The sequence below is a fragment of the Pseudoalteromonas sp. MMG013 genome, assembly GCF_018100885.1.
Taxonomy (GTDB): Bacteria; Pseudomonadota; Gammaproteobacteria; order Enterobacterales; family Alteromonadaceae; genus Pseudoalteromonas; species Pseudoalteromonas aurantia.
Window position 1 is genome coordinate 36,915 of record NZ_JAGJEE010000015.1, and the last position, 18,983, is coordinate 55,897.

The following is an 18,983-nucleotide window of genomic DNA, read 5'->3' on the forward strand; positions in this document are numbered from 1 at the left end:
TTATAGGTCCATCTCTGTCATGGATTCATCATCCAAAGCGGCACTAATATCGCGTCCACTCACAATATCACTCACCATTTTTATATCTGGTGAGCTGTCTGAACATGTCGCCATTGCATTCATCAAATCATCTATTCGCACTGCCAGAAGTGCGATGCTTGAATGGTCAAAAACATCGCCAACAGTGATACGGATCCCGAATTGGGCATTGATTTTCGACACCAACTGCATCGCTAAAACAGAATTGCCACCACACTCAAAAAAACTTTCTTGAGTGCCTAAAATACTTGTATTAAGTAACGTCAAAAAGCAACGGTGAAGCGCTTCTTCAGTGGCGGTATTCGGCTCTACAGGTATTATGTTTCGCTGTTTTATACCCTCTGGTATGGGTAAAGCATTCGAGTCCAATTTTCCATTCGGCGTTAATGGCCACGCCAGCAACCAACACACAGATTCAGGTACCATATAGCTTGGTAAACGCAGGGCGAGTGCTTGGCGTATCTCGCTGTATGCCCATCGTGTTTGCAAGATGCCATCATCAATACAATACGCACATAAACTGGCTTGTTGTTCGGCATTTTGTTTTATGAATACACGCACATTCTTAGTTTCCAAAATTTGCCGTAAATGATGTTCGATATCACCTAGTTCAATTCTATGACCGTGCAGCTTTACTTGCTGATCAAGACGTCCTTGGAGCTCAATTTCACCATTTGGTAAACGTCTTGCTCTGTCCCCCGTCCGATATAAACGCTGAGTACATTGGTCATTAAAACGATGCTCTATAAATCGTTGAGCAGTTAATTGAGGCTGCTTAAAATAGCCATTTGCCAAACCTACACCACCAATACACAGCTCCCCCCATACACCAGTAGGTAGTGGCAACAATGCACCTTGCACATTGTCTGACATGATATACAAGCTGGTATTTGTAATACCGTCTCCGATAGATATGTGCTCGGCATCTGTGATGTGACTCAGTGAAGACCAAATTGTGGTTTCAGTCGGTCCATACATATTCCATAATTCAACGTCATTTTTCAAAAATGCCTTTGCCAACGACTTGCTAAGTGGCTCGCCGCCACACAGCACTTTTAACCCTTTGACACAGTGAGGCTGGTGATCTAACAACAACTGCCAAAGTGTTGGTGTCGCCTGCATTATAGATACAGGGTTTATATTTAGGAGCTCAACAATGGCCGCAGGGTCACTGCATGTTTGCTCACTTGCCAGCAGCACGTGAGCACCTACAAGCATTGGCGTAAAAAGCTCCAGCATTGCAATATCAAATGCAATGGTTGTCACTGATAACAACGTATCTGAACGCGATATTCCAGGCGCTTGTACCATTGCAGACAAAAAGTTAATTAGCGCTAAATGATTTATTTCAACACCTTTTGGCTGACCAGTAGATCCTGAGGTATAAATGACATAGGCAGGCTGTGTTGGCAATAACTCGATATTTAGGTTAGGCGCCTCGCTTGGATTTAAAGTGCTTGATAGTGAGTCAATATCTAACACTGTCATACTATGGCGACTATTTAATACACTGTCGTCGCATAGGCTATCACAAAGTAAGATGCACGCTTGTGCATCATTTAAAATGTAATTTATCCGCGCCTGTGGAAACGCCAAATCTAATGGTAAATATGCCGCACCTGTTTTCAAAACAGCCAATATACTCACCACCAACTCAACACGCCGAGGCAAAGCAATGGCGACTAAACTACCGACGCCAATATCGAGCGCTCGCAAGTGGTGTGCAAGTACGTTTACTCGCCTATTTAATTGCTCATACGTTAAAGTTTGTTCTTCACAACTCAATGCTTGATGCGTCGGGTACTGAGCAACGATTTGCTCAAACTGCTCAATATAGTTAGTTAATGCCGGCTGTGAGCTGTGCGAGTCAACGGGTAGTTGCTGTGCTTTATTGAACTGCTCTTCAAGTAACGTTTTTTGAGCTGATTCAGTTACAAACGAACAAGCTGGTGAGTGCAACGTATCTTGAGTGTTTCCTTTCTCAATGAACGCAACAAAACTTTGTATGAAACCATCAAATAGTTGGGTATCAAATTTGTGTTTATTAAACTCTATGTCTAACGACCATGACTCACCAACTTGGGTAACATTACAATTCAGTTCAAACTGACTATAGGTGGTTACCGAGGGCCCTGTATCAATACTCAGCTCAGCAAAAGCCGGTAATGACGGTACTTTATCCATATTGAACAAGGTAGAGGGTAAATGAATGTCTTCTTTTGTTAACGCAGAATATGGATAATGCTGATGTTCAAAGGCAGTCAGTAGTACAGACTGCACGTGCTTGATCAGCTCACCTAAATGAGTGCACGCCATAACATCAATATTAATTGGCAGAATATTAGTACAGTACCCCACTAACTGGCTATCTAAGATATCAGGCTCAAAAATATCCTCCGAACTTCCAACGATATCTCTGCGAGACAATAACTGTCGGTCTGAACATGGGATCCCTGCTGTGACAACCGATTGTTGCGTCAATTTACTTAACCATAAAAGGTACATTGACAACAAAGTAGCAAATTGCCCACAACCATTGCGTTTAGCAAGCTGCGATACATTCAGCATGGCCTCCTCTGTGAGATGTATACTCCGTGTTTCCACCTCAAAATGCATCTCCTCCTTTGCATCGATGTTTTCAACTAACGCAAACTTAGTTGGCAAGGCGAGCTCACAGCTGGTCGCCAAATGCGTTAACCAAAACGTCCTATCCTCTTCAAATTTTATTGTCTGTTGGTATTGCTTGAGCGCTTGAATATAGGCAAAAAAGTCTAGTTTTGAATTTGCGGGCTCTATCACTTCCTGATTATAATAAGCTGCAATCGCCTTCAAAATAATCTGTAGTGACACTCCGTCATACAGTATGTGATGTGCAACAAGGCTAAAATAACTGCAGCCTCGCTGATCTTCTACCAAATTAAAACGGCATAATACATCATTATCCAAGTCAAACGGGGCGTAACGCAAGGCGCTTAAATTTGCCGTCAGCTGAGCGTCTGTATCAATTGTCACAACCGGCATTAATATTTGATTAAAAGCACCTTTCCTATGACATAACGTATCGCTATCCACACCATAACTTAGCATTGGGTATTGCTTTATCACTTCCCTAATTGAACGCTCTAAACGTCGTTTATTCACTGCACCAGTTAACTTCACCGTCGCTTGTAACTGATAGGCTTTTGCACCTTGCTCAGACCGTAAAGCCAACGCCAGCAATTGCTGCTGAGCATCACTTAAGGGCACAGCGTCATTTTCACTGGCACCACTTATCTGTGATTCTAATGCTAAAGAATCGCCAAAATATCCGGCTTTTTTTATACTGAGTGCGCTGTCTTGTACGACTTGGATAATTGCCTCAACATCAGCATCCGTATGCGCTGCTGATAAGAAGCAATTTCGCCCCTCCCAAATAAACACGCCACGATTGAGCATTTCATAAAAAAACACATCCAAGTTTTGTGTAAATTTAAATCTAAATAGTGATGTAAAGGCTTCAAGGCTAATTGGGATCTGCTCTGCTGTAAAAAACCGATTTAACGTCTCTTTCAAGTACGTGGTTTTTTCATTCACAGCATCGAACAAAGCGGGTCCTTGACGTTTTATTTCGCTCAACACAGCTTTTGCACTCGCCATGGCTAATGGGTGTTTGCAGAAAGTCCCAGCAAAGAACGTTGTGTCTGCTTGGGGGTAAGAAGTATCGCCATATTGCCACACACCACCATCAATACCATCTAAGTACGCGTGGCTACCCGCAACCACACCAATAGGCAGCCCGCCACCAACAATTTTTCCATAAGTTGCCATATCGGCTTGTATATCTAGCAACCCCTGAACTCCACCTGGATGTGCTCGAAACCCAGTGATCATCTCGTCAAAAATCAGCGCAATGCCCAGTTCTTTCGTCAACTCGCGTAATTCTTTTAAAAATGCCCATGGCTGTAATTCAGGATGACGGCTTTGTACAGGCTCGACTAATACGGCTGCAATAGAAGAAGCATGTTTACGAATAGTCTCTAACGCCTTAGGATCTGCATATTCTAAAACCAAATTATCACTAATTGATCCATGACGAACACCCGAACACATTGGCTCAACGTCACTTTCACTCAATGCATGTGCTAATGTGCCATCATAATGTCCATGGTAAGCACCTGAAAACTGAACAACTTTTTCACGTTTAGTCGTATTACGCGCTAAACGAACCGCAGTCATGACCGCTTCAGTACCAGAGTTACAGAAAGTGACACGCTCTAAACCGGTCAAATCATTAATCAATGATGCCACTTCACACGCAAGCGGGCTGGCTAAACCAAGCTGCAAACCCGCCTCAACTTGCTGTAACAACGCCTGTGTTACAAAGTCTGGTTTATGGCCGAATAAATTAACCCCAAAATCCATAGCAATATCAATGTACTCGTTACCATCAATGTCCCATATTCGCGATTTTTCACAGCGCTGAGAAAAAATTGGGTAAAGTAACTCTTTACTTGAAAGTCTAAATCCAGCCGAGGCTCTACTGTCTGCTAAATATGGTCTGTTCTCACTAATTAGTGCTTTAGATTTTGCCGTTTTTTTACAATATTCCTCGCTCAATACCGCAAAATGTTGCTGCATACGTTCAGATTTTAATTGAGAAGTGAGCTGCTTTTTTTGAAAAGATGGCAAGACTGAATTAGCGGTACTTTGATAGTTATGTGCTGGGGGCTGAGGTACTGAATGTGTAACATTACCTTCCTCAACGCTATACTCATACCCAGCGTTTACGCCTTCTAAAGCATCCTCAGAATCATCTTGTCCTAACGGTAATGAGTGACTACGCTCTGTCGTCGTTATTAGCAACTGTAATTGCTGCGCAGTGATCGCCTTGAGACTATCTCGACTATACGCGTTATTAACTTGAGTAGCAGCGTGTAATTGCGCTTGACAAATTTCTTTAACAAGCTCGCCATTTATATGGCCCACAGCACGCGAAGCTACCGTGTTATTTCCGTGCGTAGTGTCTCCAGCACTTACTAGTTGGTCTGTTGCGTGCTCTTCAACATTTGCTGCGATTGGCTGAGTACGGTAATCACTATGTTGTACAATGTAAGTCAATAAACTATCAACTGTGCTTAACTCTTCATAAAACTGACGCACACTAAACTCAAGGCCAAACTCCCTTTCATATAAGCGCACGGCCTGCATGATCATCAATGAATCTACGCCCATTTCGAGCAAAGGTGTATCTGTCTGGATTGCTTCAGCCGGCATCGATAATAAGTTTGCTAATGTAGACAATACAAACTCTCGAATTATGACTTGTCGGTCTTCACTATGCTTGCCTTGAACAGTCACGCCTTTAACATAAGCGTTAACTTCATCTGCATGGCGGTGCCCGTTCGATGCTTTACTTTTACTCTCTTGGGTATTTAAAGGCACGATCCAATGAGCATGTTCATCAAATGGATAAGCAGGTAAACTCTGTCTTGGAACCGATTTTTGAGGGTAAACGCAAGACCAATCAAGCTCCAACCCTAATTCAAATAAGCGACCAATACTTGCTGGAAAGCGCGATACATCTTCCCCCTTGTTATGGAGTACATGCAAACATTCACAATGATGATCTTTAAGGTTTTCTTGAACAAGGGCACTCAATACAGGTTTGGGCCCCACTTCGAGCGTACAAAGTGGTGCAACTTTATCTAATTGATGCAGACACAAATCAAACCGTACAGGTTTAATAATTTGTTGCACCCAATAATCAGGGGTTGTCAGTGCGTCAGTTTCAAACTCACCTGTGACCGAAGACAAATAGGGATACTTAGGTAAAGAGAAAGTAATGCTATTGGCTACTTTTGCAAACTCACTAAGCATAGGTGCCATTAATGGAGAGTGAAAAGCACGTGCAGTGTTTACCTCCCTATATTTAATTTTCTTCTGTTCTAACTGCCTACATGCAAAATCAATCGCGGTATTGTGCCCAGATAACACCACCCCTGACTCTGCATGAAATGCGCAAATGCAAACCTGAGTTGAACAGTCAGCATGGCACTTCGCAACTATTTCTTGTGCCACAATATCAGTACAGCGTATTGATATCATTCGGCCTTCATTAGGCAGCTCTGCCATTAACGATGCTCGAGCAGCAATCAGTTTAACTGCATCTTCGATAGAAAAAACCTCTGCAATACATGCAGCAGCATATTCTCCAACACTATGACTGACCAAATATTTCGGTGTAATACCTAAGCTTAACAATAACTTTGAGAAAGCGTATTCCACGGCAAATAAACAAATTTGTGTCCACTGTGCTTCGTTGAACAATTCAGCTTGTGGATTGCCGTATAACACGTCCAGCAAACTTTCTGCTCGCTGACCCTCTAGCAAATCATTACATTCGTCTATCGCAGCCTTAAATACTGCCTGTGTTGAATACAAAGACTTTGCCATATTTGCATACTGAGCACCCTGCCCTGTAAACAATAAAGCCAACTCGCTGATATTATGAGACCCGCCGTCATGATGCGCACTATAGGTTTTGTTAGCCATGTTCAGGTTTTCAAGTAATTGTGATCGACTTAAACCGTGTACCACCCGCTTATACTCTCTCATATGAGGCTGCATTGCATTGTTATAAACCAATGCATCAAACTCATTAGCGTCTAGTTTAGCTAACACCTCGTTGTAACGATTAAGAGACTGATGCAGTGCCAAAGGCGTTTTTGCTGAAACAGCAAGCAAATAAAACCCTGTTTGCGCCAGTAAATTAACATCAAGGGGATTTTGCTTAGGTGCAGCTTCACAAATTACATGCGCATTGGTTCCCCCAAAACCAAATGAACTTACCCCTGCATAATGTGCTAAATCCTCTTTTGGCCAATGAGTATCAGAAGTATTTGCGACTAAAGGCATTTTTGCCCAAGGAACATGCGTATTAAGTGTATTAATGTGGGGCTGAGCAGGGATTTTTCCATGCTGCATACACAATAGAGTTTTAATGACACCTGCAATCCCGGCGCCTGATTCTAAGTGGCCTATATTGGCTTTAACCGCGCCGACAGTAATGGGAGACGCCATTTGACCCTGAGGTCTATATACTTTGCTTAGCGCTGATAACTCGATAGGATCACCCAATTTAGTACCAGTTCCATGTGCTTCAACATACTGTACATCTTCAGCACAAACAGCTGCGTTGTCTAAAGCGGCTTTAATAACAGTCTGTTGTGATAAGCCATTAGGCGCTGTAATACCATTACTGCGTCCATCTTGATTTACAGCACTGCCTTTTAATATGCCTTGTATTGGATCTTGCGCTCGATATGCCTCTTCCAATGGCTTCAAAAACAAACAACCAACACCTTCACTGCGAACATATCCATCAGCAGCGTCTGAAAATGTTTTACAACGACCATCATCAGCAAGCATTTGTGCGGCTTCACAAGCTTTAGTCACTTCATCACTGAGAATTAAATTCACACCACACACAACCGCTTGAGAGATCTCTCCTCTTTTGATGCTCTGAATTGCTTGATGAAGCGCCACTAACGATGAAGAGCATGCTGTATCAATCGAAATGCTAGGCCCCGTAAAATTATAAAAGTACGATAGCCGATTTGCAGCAATACTCAGTGCTGTCCCAGTACCAAGATAAGCATTTTGTTTATCAAACTGCTGTGACATGGCAAAGTAGTCGTTCTGTGAAATTCCCACATACACGCCTGTATTGCTTCCTGATAAAGCTGAGGGGGAATAGCCACCTGCCTGGATGGCGTGATAACTGACTTGCAGTAGTAAACGATGTTGAGGATCAATATATTTTGCTTCCGTTGGAGAGATACCAAACAAAGCGGCATCAAACTGCGCAATGTCTTCTAAATACCCACCAAACCGACCCGCTTCCAAATTAGGACACAATTGCTGACGCCTTTCGGAAGGTAAAGAAATGGCGTCTCGTTTATCACAAATGAGCTGCCAAAATTCCTCAATATTATTTGCCTGCGGATAGCGACAAGCCATACCTATAACTGCAACATCTCTCTTATCTAAAGCCTGCTCTGTACTTTTACCAATCGGAGTGTTGATATTTTTTACCGTATCATCCATGTCACTCTGATTTATAACGTTTTCAATACCTTTATTCTGTAAAACCACGCTTTGTACTTGCTCAAACTGCCACAAATAGTCACTAAGCTGAGCAATAGTCGGGTATTCATATAACACTGTTGCTTCCAGCTCAATGCCATGCATTTCCATTAACTCGCCAGAGATCCGTACCGCCCTCATAGAATCAACACCCAACGAGTGAAAAGGTGCATTCACGTCTAAAACGGGAGCATTACTTTCGAGCTCTTGACCAACGACCTGCTGCAACAGCTTTTCTATCAATAATTTGCCTGATGCGTTTTGTGAAGAACCTGCCGTTAATGGTGCATGACTTTCAGCCAATTCATGCCCATGAAGGGTTCGATATAAAGGTGAAAATAAGGCTTCTACGTAGTGCCGTTTATTTTCTTGGCGCTGAATTTTGCCACTAGATGTTTTTAAAATACGACCTGGTTTGATTAACACAACTTCATATGGTGTTACACCATGATGTTGTGTTACCGCGGCCATAATGTCAGCGGTTACGCTCTCGGGGTTTAGCTTACGCACCGCAGTACGTTTTACTTGCTGGACTATGATCAAACGCTCTTGCGCTGCTGATTGGTTTGCTTGTTGGTCCGGCGATGACACAATTGAAAATGCAGCCCCTCCGTTGGCATCTAATGCCTCATTTGCATTGCTGACCGTAAGCTCTATATCTTGAGGATAATAATTTTTACCCCGAAAAATAAGCACATCCTTTGATCTACCTGTGACAAATAATTCGTCTTGAAAGATAAACCCTAAATCTCCCGTGCGTAAATACGGGCCATCATTGTCATCTGCAATATGTGCTTGAAATATCTCTTTTGTTAGCGCTTCTTTACCCCAATATCCTTGTGCAACACTTGCACCTTTAACCCAAATTTCCCCTGTGTCACCATCATCACACCGCTCTTTACTCTCTGGGTTTACAATTGCGACGGTATGATTATGCCACGCAATACCACATGAAACCGCGTAATAGGGTTGCTCTTGAGAGATGCTATCAAAGTCAAAAAAGATACCTGATTGAGAGGGCATAGATTCTTGCGTGCTCAACAACCGAGCTTGTCCACCTTTTAACGCTTGACTGGCCAAGCGCAATACCGTTGGCGCGACAGACAATTTACCTCCAGTGGCAAATAACGTCGTTTCAGCCATGCCATAACAAGGTGCAATACTGTCTCTATGTAATCCACACTCTGCAAACTTTTGCGCAAAACGCTCTAAAGTACTTGCTCTTACAGGCTCTGCACCATTTAATGCAGAGCGCCAATGTGATAAATCTAACGATTTTAAATCTGCATCTTTGACAGTATCAACGCATAAATCATATGCAAAGTTTGGGGCGCTCGAGGTCACGGCTTTGGTGTCACTCAACAACTTTAGCCATCGGTAAGGCTTTTGCAAAAAATAAGTGGGGTTCATTAAGGATGCCGGTGCACCAATATATATCGGATGCAAAATACCAAAAATAAGACCCATATCATGGAAATGTGGCAACCAACTGACTATTGGGGTTGAATTATCATGCCCAAATGCAATTTTCATCATTTCTTGGTTATCGATGATATTGCCGTGGCTAACCATCACCCCTTTAGGGTTACCCGTTGACCCCGAGGTATACTGCAAAAATGCTAAATCATCCAATAAAATATCACTAAAACACCATTGCTGCGTTTGTATCTTAGTGGTGCTTTCTGAATCAGTTGTAAATACGGCTAGTTTGGCTAATTGCGCTTCAGAATCAAATAGAGGGCGTGCAATTTCATAAATTTTCTCACTGGTTAAGGCACCTTTCGCACCCGCATCAGTCACTATGCTTCTTAAGCGATCAACATTTTGATTTTTTTTAGGTGGATAAACAGGAACTGCAATAATACCTGCATATAAGCAAGCGAAGAAAGCTTCAACAAATTCAAAGCCTGAGTTAAACAATAAGAGTGCTCGGTCGCCTTTGGAAAAATGTTGCTGAAGGTGTATTGCAACTTGCTTTGCTCTCTCGTCTAGTTCAGAGTAGCTCATTACTCTACATGGCTTACCGTCTTCATAAAAATATTGATATGCAATGTCGCTACCACGTGTATTAGCCAATGCGACTAACCTAGTCACTAAATCTGTATTCATTCCATGCCCATCATTGGTTCTGCGGATCAGTCAGATGTCACATCCTCAGCACGGCAATTGACACAGTAAAGTGCATTAAATCGCGTTACTCAAGGTGTTTCAGCCTATTACCACTTAAAATTGAAAAAATAGAATCAATTAAATATCATCAATAAACATTTATTAAAAACCGTGCATTCTGTGTTTCTAAAATGGCAGGGTTTAGTGAAACATTTATTGCAAATCAAAGGTAAAACTAACCGCTTAAACCACCAGCACTGCTAATTTAACTGCACCTTTCTTACTACATCTTATTGCCTAAAGACATAAACTAACTCTAAAGGTAGACTTTTCATAAAACGTCTTTCGAAATTAGTTTATGCACTCATTTAAATAAACGAGTACTCAAAGAATATGACAAATCTCGCAAAAATAACCTTATAAGTGTGCCAATACAAAACTACTAAAGGTGTCCAACACCATGAACATTTACAAAAATGCTACCACAAACACCTAAAAAATAAAGATAAATAACAAGAAAATTAACAACCTGCAAATATAAATCAAATTATCACAACAATAAACATACTTGTATTTCAAGCTGCTCAACATCGTAAATCTATGAATCAGTATCTTAATAGATAGTACTGAATATAGTTGCATGGGTAAATTACAGTCAATTACATTAACAATATGTAAACTTTAATCTTAGGTAATTCTTGAAAAAAACAGAGTACTTTTTGAAACTAAAATCTTGATTGTTAAAAGCGGTAGCCGACAGGTGAAAATAAAAACATAATTATTTATATCAATTACTTATATTTTATTTTGCCGAATAGTGAAATAAAATACCTTGGCCATTGATTAAGGGTTTTGTTTAGATATCGATATTATTTACATTGAACATGAAATTTATCACATTTTGTGACTCATACTTGTATGCTAATGCAACGGACTATATAAGAAAAAACAACGATACATAGTAGTGGCTATAAAGAAAGTGACCAGGTTTGACGATTAAGCCAAAATAGCTGACATGCTGAACTTTAAAACAGGTAAATTGAACTCGTCAATAAATAAGCCTATACCTCCAGGTTTTTAACTAATTCAATTCACAGCATAACATTAATTTAATGCAGAATAAGGCGAGCTGGGTGCGTACTTGCAGCGAAAAGGCAATGAAGCCAGAGATTCAACCAATGCGTGATAGGATAAATTTATAGCATTATCATTTGTATTTTTCGAATTTCACGAAGTTAGTACATAAGAAGTGGCTAGTAATTACAATTACAAACCACTGCTTTGTTAAGTTGCATTCAACTTACCACTTATATAAGCGGCACTTTTGTTTCGATTTTAAACCGTAATTAGCAACAGTGTATGGTCCAATTTCAGCATCACGAATTGTCTTAAAAGTAAAACTATCCATTGACACATCCATTGTTCCATTGCTATCGAGTGCGTATGTTGTTTGAATTTTACTACTGCCAATTTCAAACATACTTATAAACTCATTACCTGTTAGGAATTGATCAATCACAATCCCGTTATTTTCATCCACAGCATAATGGCCTCTATCAGCATTGATTGTTAATAGATTATAGTTACGTACACTCGCTGATTGCCCTGAGCCATAACTGAGCGTCCACGAAACCTTACCAGTATCTTGTGCCGCAATTTCTAAAGACATTGCAAAGTTATAATAAGACCCGTGTCGAGGAGAAATAAGCTCACATTCCCCCTTGTAAGTGCCTGCCCAGCCATCGGGAATAGTATCCGCCGCGTAAGCCACTGAAGATAAAACTGCACCAGCAAATAGTATTGATAGAGTTTTCATTGATAATCCTTATTTTAATGTTGGTCTCAACAAGGTACCCAATATAGCAACACAATCACATTTTACAAGTATTACTACTTAATATTCCAACACACCGTCGTCTATAGCGCTTTTACCAAAAAGTAGACATAAAAAACGGCACTTAAAGTGCCGTACTAATTCATATGATTAATAGCTAATATCGGTTCAACCTTAGCAAACTATTTCCAACATCGTCACATCACCAAAAAATAGCTGCACATCGTCGACTTTATTCGTTACCTTCATACTCGTAACCTCTATAGCTCGTTAGATATCAGAACTAAGCATAAAAGACCTATTTTGATATCCAAGGTTTCACTGACACAATCGAAGCTGGCGTATCTACTAATGCAGTTTCAATTCCATCCCACGTGGCATCCACTGCAAAATGACATAATGTACGTTCACACTTAATATCTATATTATCTAAAGCCACGGGTTGAGAGAATTCAACTATCACTCCTTTTTGTTCCGGTAGTAAAAAGCGCATTAACTTACTAACAAAAAACCCTGACAGATCAGAAAGTAACGTATCAAATTCATTGTGTAATTGATATAAACTCGCTTTAGTCAATTGCGTGCTATCAAAATGCTCTGCTTCAATTTGAAATTTCAATTGGCATTGATGCTGAGGGTCACGGGGTTCTATAACCAGCACCGCTTTATCTTTGTCTAGCTTTTTATCAAATGGCAACAGTAATTGAGCTTGCTCTGTATACGCCAAAGGCGCTTCGCTATTTTCTGTTATAATTTTCCCACTACCAATTGTACAAGGTGCTAACGTTGTACTGTCTACAACATAGAAGTTTATGCGAGCGAACTCGAACTCACCTTTTTCAATTACTTTCAATCTGTCGTAAAAACCATCATATGACACAACAAACTCTGTGGCCTGTGACATAAACGACATGCTTAATAACACTGCTGCGCAAAACCAATTACTCTTCATCAAAATAAGCCTTATTGTGTCTGATCATATCATTCAGTTCATTTACATATGCTTCTCCACGTTCTGAATATGAAATCAAACCAGCCGTTAAGGCAGTTGCTTCAACTGGTTGTTTATTACTTCTTAATTCGGAACGCTTTACTCTTAGTCCTTGGTAAGCCTCATGTGTATTAATGTTTCTAAAATACGACTTAACGGCAGCTCGAACGGATTGAAATGCAGCAACCTCATGCTCCGCTTCATTGTCTCTACGTCGCGGCACCATGCCACACCCTTTTTTGTAACACCATTGACCAAAGAAGTTTAATCCAATACGTGCAAACCGAGAAGTCCCCCATGCAGATTCATTTGCCGCTTGCATTAACGCCAACTCTTTGGGGATCACATCGACATGAGATAGCGCGACCTTTAAACTCTCTTCGGTATAACGCTCACCCTCCAAACGGTAATAATCATATATTTTATTCAGCTTGTCGGTTTGTGCGCCCGTTAATACTTCATCAAACTGTAACATCATAAGTGCAATTTCAATACTTGCACGCTGCTGCTGTATGGCTTTATTTTCCGCGATAATGTGTGGCTTTATAAAATCAAAAAATTGTTGCTTCTTTTGTCCAACCTCTTTTATCTGCGAAAATTTTGGGAGCCTCACAGTGTGTAACGGTTTTTCGGCAACAATTGGCGGTGTCTCAATCACCACCGGGGTGGTTTCACTTGGTTTTATGATTGGAGCTGGTTTATACAAAAATGGGTAAGCTAACCCCCATAATGACACTATAAAAATGACTACTCTAACTACATTGACTTGCATGTCTTTCCTCATCATTGAGCGTACCAGCCTATATCCATAATTTGGCTGTAAGTTACTGATATAACTTGCTACTATCAGCATATGTGTACGCTATTACTTCGTTCTTTCATTTTAAACTAACGGCGTATTATACTTAAAGTAGCAATTAAACGCGAGTTTATGCGTATTCACCGCATAATCGATATGTACAACGTGCGTTACTATGCCCATTAATCATGGAGTACTTATGCAGTCTGCTTGGCAACATAGACTATCGGAACAACAGAAAAACCGGCCAAACGATAATCGTTCTGCGTGGCAAGTAGACCGTTCACGTATTATTCATGCCGCTGCATTTAGGCGACTACAAGCAAAAACTCAGATAATGAGTATCGGTGTGAACGACTTCTATAGAACTCGACTTACTCACTCATTAGAGGTTGCACAAATAGGCAGTGGTGTACTACGCCATTTACGTATTCAAAACCCTGATTTTGAACATTTCCCTTCGACCAGTTTAATCGAAACACTATGCCTAGCACATGATATTGGCCATCCGCCATTTGGCCACGGTGGCGAAACCGCCCTTAATTACTTAATGCGAGAATACGGTGGGTTTGAGGGTAACGCACAAACTTTAAGGATTGTGTCTAAACTTGAACCCTACAGTAATGGATTTGGGATGAACCTTACTCGGCGTACATTATTAGGGTTTATTAAATATCCCGCCATTATTGATACTTTGTGGTTCAACATACCAAAACACGACACTAATCGACGTTTCATTAAAGCCAAAGATTGGCTCCCAGCTAAAGGCGTATATCGATGTGATTTAGATGTTTTTAATTGGGTTCTCGATCCTTTTTCAGAGGCAGACCGTAGGCTACTGCAAACCAACAGACCTTTTGACAGCCACAAACGCAAAACACAATTTAAGTCTTTAGATTGCGCGATAATGGAGCTGGCAGATGACATTGCTTACGCTGTCCATGACTTGGAAGATGCCATCGCCACGAGTACACTCAGCTTAACTGATTGGCAAAACTACGCATTACCACAACTCAAAGCAGTGCCATCTAAATGGCTCAGTAACAACTTAAATACGCTAACCGAAAGGTTATTCTCTTTTGACGAGTCATTACGAAAAGACGCCATTGGGGAGCTTGTAAACTTATTTATTATTAATAGCCATTTAGTCATACAACATAATGACTTTGAATCGCCATTACTCAAATACAGCGTTGAAATAAATGCTGAATACGCAGCAATTCTGCAAGTATTAAAAACGTTTGTTTTTGAGCGCTTAATTCGAGAACCTAAAATGCAACAAATCGAATTTAGCGGTCAAAATTTACTGATTGACGTATTTGAAGCTTTGGCCAGTGATCCTCTACGCCTACTCCCATATACAACACAAGAATTGTATATGCAGGCAAATTCAAAAGCAGAGAAAATGCGAGTACTCGCTGACTATTTAGCAGGCATGACTGATGAGTACGCTAGAAGGACACATAAGCGGCTATTTAGCAGTGAGTAACATAACAACGCCAGACTCATTGTCTGGCGCTTTTATCAAAACAATTCACGATAATAATCGTATTTAAATTGCCGTATTTTCAAACTTTCTGACGAACTCTCTCACTGGTACATCATTACAACGTAAGCTACGTGCCTTATGACCATATTTTGAAATACTTGATAAACCATTTTTAGCTGCTTTTATGCATAACTCTGTTGCTGATGTTGACGTTTTTGCATAAAGAGCCACTTTTTTTGCATCTGAACGAGTGTCATTGTTCACCTTCTTTGCCACATCACGAATATCTTCACCATTGCACAATACACTGGCCGAAAAACGAGAGATATGAATACCGTGTTGTGATGCTGCAGCCCGTGCAGCACTTAGCCCTTGCTCGGCAGCAACAACACACACTTTTGACGCAACAGAAGCATCGCCCTGAGTATATTGTACTTTCTCAGCCTGAACTGACAAAGTAGTAGAAACCGCAACAACCAAAGAGATAAATTTAAACATAATATACCCAACAAAGATGAATTTGCGCGCATTATATAGCCAAATTACCCTTTGTAAATGATCCATTAAGTCTTAAAAGCTAATTTAATAGACCATTCACATCTTTGTGATTTTTTCTCTCGCCACCTGTAACATTTACATACATTTATACATAAACCGATCAAAAATTAACCTTTGGTTTTTATATCTAGATCATGCCAGTTATGAAATTAAATGATAAACTATCCTTCACCTGACCATAGCGAAATAATCGATCAATATATGAAAGTCATTTCTTTTAACATCAACGGCCTAAGGGCTCGTCTACATCAATTACAAGCCATCATCGATAAACACCAACCTGATGTCATCGGATTGCAGGAAATCAAAGTACATGACGAAGCATTCCCGATTGAAGATGTTGAAGCCATGGGTTACAACGTATACTTCCACGGACAAAAAGCACACTACGGTGTAGCTTTAATGTCGAAAAAGCCAGCTAAAAGTATTCAAAAAGGATTTGCAACTGACTCAGAAGATGCACAAAAGAGAATGATCAGTGGGACATTCGAAAATGCAGCGGGTGAAGAAGTCGTAATAATGAATGGCTACTTTCCGCAAGGGGATAATATTAGTCATGAGACAAAGTTCCCGTATAAACGTCAGTTTTATGCTGATTTAATGACTCATTTGCAAGAATATTGCGACCCAAAAGAACATTTAATTATCATGGGAGACATCAATATTTCTCCCACTGATTTAGACATTGGCATTGGTGAACCGAACAAAAAACGTTGGTTAAAAACAGGTAAGTGCTCCTTCCAACCTGAAGAACGTCAATGGTTAAGTACCTTAATGGATTGGGGGTTAAAAGACACTTTTAGAACCCTAACACCGGACGCCAGTGATCTATATTCCTGGTTTGACTATCGTTCAAAAGGGTTTGTCGATAATAGAGGCTTAAGAATAGACGTCATTTTAGCAACTGAATCATTAATGCCGCACTGTACTATCAGTGCGATTGATTATGAGTTGAGGGGCATTGAAAAACCATCAGATCACGCCCCTATTTGGGCTGATTTCGACTGCTAATACATGCTCGAATATCTCATCGTTACGGCATTATTTCTGCTGAGCATAAATAAAGTAGAGTGTATTGCCCTGTTCAAAAACCCCGCTCGTCAAACCGGGGTTTTTGCATGTGCGGTGATATTTGCCGCATTATGGCAAATCAAAGCAGGTATTTTGCCTTATCTTGACATTCACATTTTGGGCGTTACTGCCGTCACCCTCGTTATGGGCTGGAGATTAGCCTGCTTGAGTGCATTAGTGGGTGCTTGTTTGTTACTGTACTTTACATCTTTATCAGTCAATGATTTTGCGCACTTCCTGCTTTTCACAGCATTACTCCCAATTTATTTAAGCTATGCACTATTTGTATTGTGTTACAATTTCTTGCCTAGACATTTTTTTGTCTACATTTTTGTATGTGCGTTCATATGTGCAGGATTGGTAGCTGCAACTAAGATTTTACTGACTAGCAGCTATTTTTGGTCCCAAGATATATATCCTTGGCAAACACTGTATGACAATTATTTGTTCTTTTCAGTGCTAATGTGGTTTCCCGAAGCCATGCTAAATGGTATGGCCATTACTTTATTAATTACTTATCGCCCTGAATGGGTGAAAACCTTTTATGATCAGGAATATTTAGATAAATGACTTTGATGTATCACTGCCCACTTTGCAGTAAGCCGCTTAAAAAAAACGACCAAAGTTTACAATGTGACAGCCTTCACCAATTCGACTTTGCGAAAGAAGGTTATGTCAATTTATTACCTGTGCAAAATAAAAAATCCAAGCAACCCGGTGATAACTTAGAAATGGTGCAAGCAAGACGTGCATTTTTCGCGACCGATCATTATGATTTTTTGCGTCAAGAAATTGCGCAAAGGGTCATTGCAGCAAACCCAAATACCGTGATCGACTTGGGTTGTGGTGAAGGGTTTTATACCCAAGCTTTTACTCAGCACCTATCTGCAACAGCACAGGTTTATGGTGTTGATATTTCTAAGTCAGCTATAAAATACGCGGCCAAACGCTACAAGAATGTTAATTTCAGTGTTGCATCGATTAAACAAGCACCATTTAAGGCTCAGTCTGCAGATGTTTTGGTCAGTATCTTTGCCCCGGTCTTTTCGGATGAATTACACCGATTGTGTGATAGTAACGGCAAGGTCATTATCGTTAGCCCTGGTCCAAAGCATTTATTTGAATTAAAAAATTGTATTTATGAAGAAGTCAATTTGCACGAAGCCATTGAATGCCCAGCAGGCTTTGAGTATCGCTCACAAACTCTATTAGAAGTCCAGCAAGATATTCCGACCAAAATGATAACGCATTTAATTATGATGACACCTTTTGCATGGAAGTTTAAACCATCTCATTACGAAGCACTTCATAAAAAGTCATCTCACAGGGTCACCTTATCATTCTATATTAGTGAATTTTCTCCGGCTGTTGTTTAACTAAATAGTGTGCGAGTCAATATTTTCTCGCACACCGTATTAATTTTACTAAAACTGTTCTTTTGTAAATGCTTTGTCCATTTTATTAAACATATCTGCCAATAGTTTTGCTAATTCTCTATATTTCGGCTTACTGGAAGCTAGCGGAGTGTCATACCCGTTCGCCACCATTTTATGATAAAGCTCGTTATACCAAGAAGCCAGTGAGGGGTTTAATGATGTTTCAGCTCGTTTACCAAGCCACAACAACCCTTGGACAGGTAACGACAAGAAAAACAATGCAATCGTAATTGCTTGTGGTAGATATTCCATGCCTAACTGACTGGTTTGAAAAAACACCGTAAAAATAGCCAGCATCGGCATCACTGTTAACCCTAATTCAGTGGCTTTTATTACTCTAAACTCAGCAAACATTGGCGCGAGTTCTTTTCGCATAGGCCATTCTTTGGCATATTGGCGTCCAAGCTGCACTTGTGAAATAAGACTTTTTTGCATCATAACTCCTAGGTGCTAACTTTTAAGTAAATAATCAGGTAAAATTATAGTCTTAATAAGTCAATTATACCTTTGTCTAACGTGTAGCTGTAGTGCAA

General features: G+C 40.4%; 10 protein-coding genes. 4 read left to right on the forward strand and 6 right to left on the reverse strand.

The genetic code is table 11. The features are described 5' to 3' along the window. The 4 genes from J8L98_RS14350 to J8L98_RS14365 all read right to left on the reverse strand — a co-directional run bounded on the left by J8L98_RS14350 (position 1) and on the right by J8L98_RS14365 (position 13,869). Positions 1–10,272: a non-ribosomal peptide synthetase/type I polyketide synthase gene (locus J8L98_RS14350; RefSeq protein ID WP_210996957.1), complete on the reverse strand. Its 10,272-nt coding sequence runs from the start codon at positions 10,270–10,272 to the stop codon at positions 1–3. A gap of 1,300 nt (positions 10,273–11,572) precedes the next feature. Next, a complete protein-coding gene (locus J8L98_RS14355; RefSeq protein WP_210996958.1) occupies positions 11,573–12,088 on the reverse strand; it encodes a hypothetical protein in 516 nt (171 codons plus the stop codon). 316 nt (positions 12,089–12,404) lie between these two features. Beyond that, complete coding sequence (locus tag J8L98_RS14360) at positions 12,405–13,058, reverse strand: DUF2987 domain-containing protein (protein WP_210996959.1); 654 nt, start codon at positions 13,056–13,058, stop codon at positions 12,405–12,407. After that, positions 13,048–13,869: a glucosaminidase domain-containing protein gene (locus tag J8L98_RS14365; RefSeq protein WP_192507120.1), complete on the reverse strand. Its 822-nt coding sequence runs from the start codon at positions 13,867–13,869 to the stop codon at positions 13,048–13,050. The genes J8L98_RS14360 and J8L98_RS14365 overlap by 11 nt, the downstream gene beginning before the upstream one ends. 226 nt (positions 13,870–14,095) lie before the next feature. On the opposite strand from J8L98_RS14365, the gene J8L98_RS14370 reads away from it, so the two are divergent. Beyond that, positions 14,096–15,385 carry an anti-phage deoxyguanosine triphosphatase gene (locus tag J8L98_RS14370; RefSeq protein WP_210996960.1) on the forward strand — a complete coding sequence of 430 codons (1,290 nt, stop codon included), beginning with the start codon at positions 14,096–14,098 and terminating at the stop codon, positions 15,383–15,385. Positions 15,386–15,448: 63 nt separating this feature from the next. Here J8L98_RS14370 and J8L98_RS14375 read toward each other — a convergent pair whose 3' ends face one another. After that, positions 15,449–15,883 (reverse strand): exonuclease III, encoded by a 435-nt coding sequence (locus tag J8L98_RS14375; protein WP_247671015.1) that lies wholly within the window; start codon positions 15,881–15,883, stop codon positions 15,449–15,451. Positions 15,884–16,144: 261 nt separating this feature from the next. On the opposite strand from J8L98_RS14375, the gene xthA reads away from it, so the two are divergent. Genes xthA through rlmA form a run of 3 tightly spaced genes read left to right on the forward strand, consistent with a single transcriptional unit; the run spans position 16,145 to position 18,390 of the window. Then, the gene (xthA, locus tag J8L98_RS14380; RefSeq protein WP_192508527.1) at positions 16,145–16,954 is read left to right on the forward strand and encodes an exodeoxyribonuclease III; all 810 of its coding nucleotides are present in this window, start codon (positions 16,145–16,147) and stop codon (positions 16,952–16,954) included. Positions 16,955–16,957: 3 nt separating this feature from the next. Next, on the forward strand, positions 16,958–17,584 hold the full coding sequence (locus tag J8L98_RS14385) for an energy-coupling factor ABC transporter permease (RefSeq protein WP_210996962.1): 627 nt from the start codon (positions 16,958–16,960) through the stop codon (positions 17,582–17,584). After that, positions 17,581–18,390, forward strand: coding sequence for a 23S rRNA (guanine(745)-N(1))-methyltransferase (gene rlmA / locus J8L98_RS14390; protein WP_210996963.1), 810 nt, complete (start codon positions 17,581–17,583; stop codon positions 18,388–18,390). Before J8L98_RS14385 ends, rlmA begins: the two co-directional genes overlap by 4 nt. Before the next feature lie 48 nt (positions 18,391–18,438). Here rlmA and yfbV read toward each other — a convergent pair whose 3' ends face one another. Next, entirely contained in the window at positions 18,439–18,885 is a 447-nt protein-coding gene (gene yfbV, locus J8L98_RS14395; protein ID WP_210997013.1) for a terminus macrodomain insulation protein YfbV, read from the reverse strand. Positions 18,886–18,983 lie beyond the last annotated feature (98 nt).

What these genes read in the sequence shown, in the direction of transcription:
- xthA (WP_192508527.1), top strand. Translation starts at nt 16,145, where the DNA reads ATGAAAGTCATTTCTTTTAACATCAACGGCCTAAGGGCTCGTCTACAT.
- J8L98_RS14360 (WP_210996959.1), bottom strand. Translation starts at nt 13,058, where the DNA reads ATGAAGAGTAATTGGTTTTGCGCAGCAGTGTTATTAAGCATGTCGTTT.
- J8L98_RS14365 (WP_192507120.1), bottom strand. Translation starts at nt 13,869, where the DNA reads ATGCAAGTCAATGTAGTTAGAGTAGTCATTTTTATAGTGTCATTATGG.
- J8L98_RS14385 (WP_210996962.1), top strand. Translation starts at nt 16,958, where the DNA reads ATGCTCGAATATCTCATCGTTACGGCATTATTTCTGCTGAGCATAAAT.
- rlmA (WP_210996963.1), top strand. Translation starts at nt 17,581, where the DNA reads ATGACTTTGATGTATCACTGCCCACTTTGCAGTAAGCCGCTTAAAAAA.
- J8L98_RS14350 (WP_210996957.1), bottom strand. Translation starts at nt 10,272, where the DNA reads ATGAATACAGATTTAGTGACTAGGTTAGTCGCATTGGCTAATACACGT.
- J8L98_RS14355 (WP_210996958.1), bottom strand. Translation starts at nt 12,088, where the DNA reads ATGAAAACTCTATCAATACTATTTGCTGGTGCAGTTTTATCTTCAGTG.
- yfbV (WP_210997013.1), bottom strand. Translation starts at nt 18,885, where the DNA reads ATGCAAAAAAGTCTTATTTCACAAGTGCAGCTTGGACGCCAATATGCC.
- J8L98_RS14375 (WP_247671015.1), bottom strand. Translation starts at nt 15,883, where the DNA reads ATGTTTAAATTTATCTCTTTGGTTGTTGCGGTTTCTACTACTTTGTCA.
- J8L98_RS14370 (WP_210996960.1), top strand. Translation starts at nt 14,096, where the DNA reads ATGCAGTCTGCTTGGCAACATAGACTATCGGAACAACAGAAAAACCGG.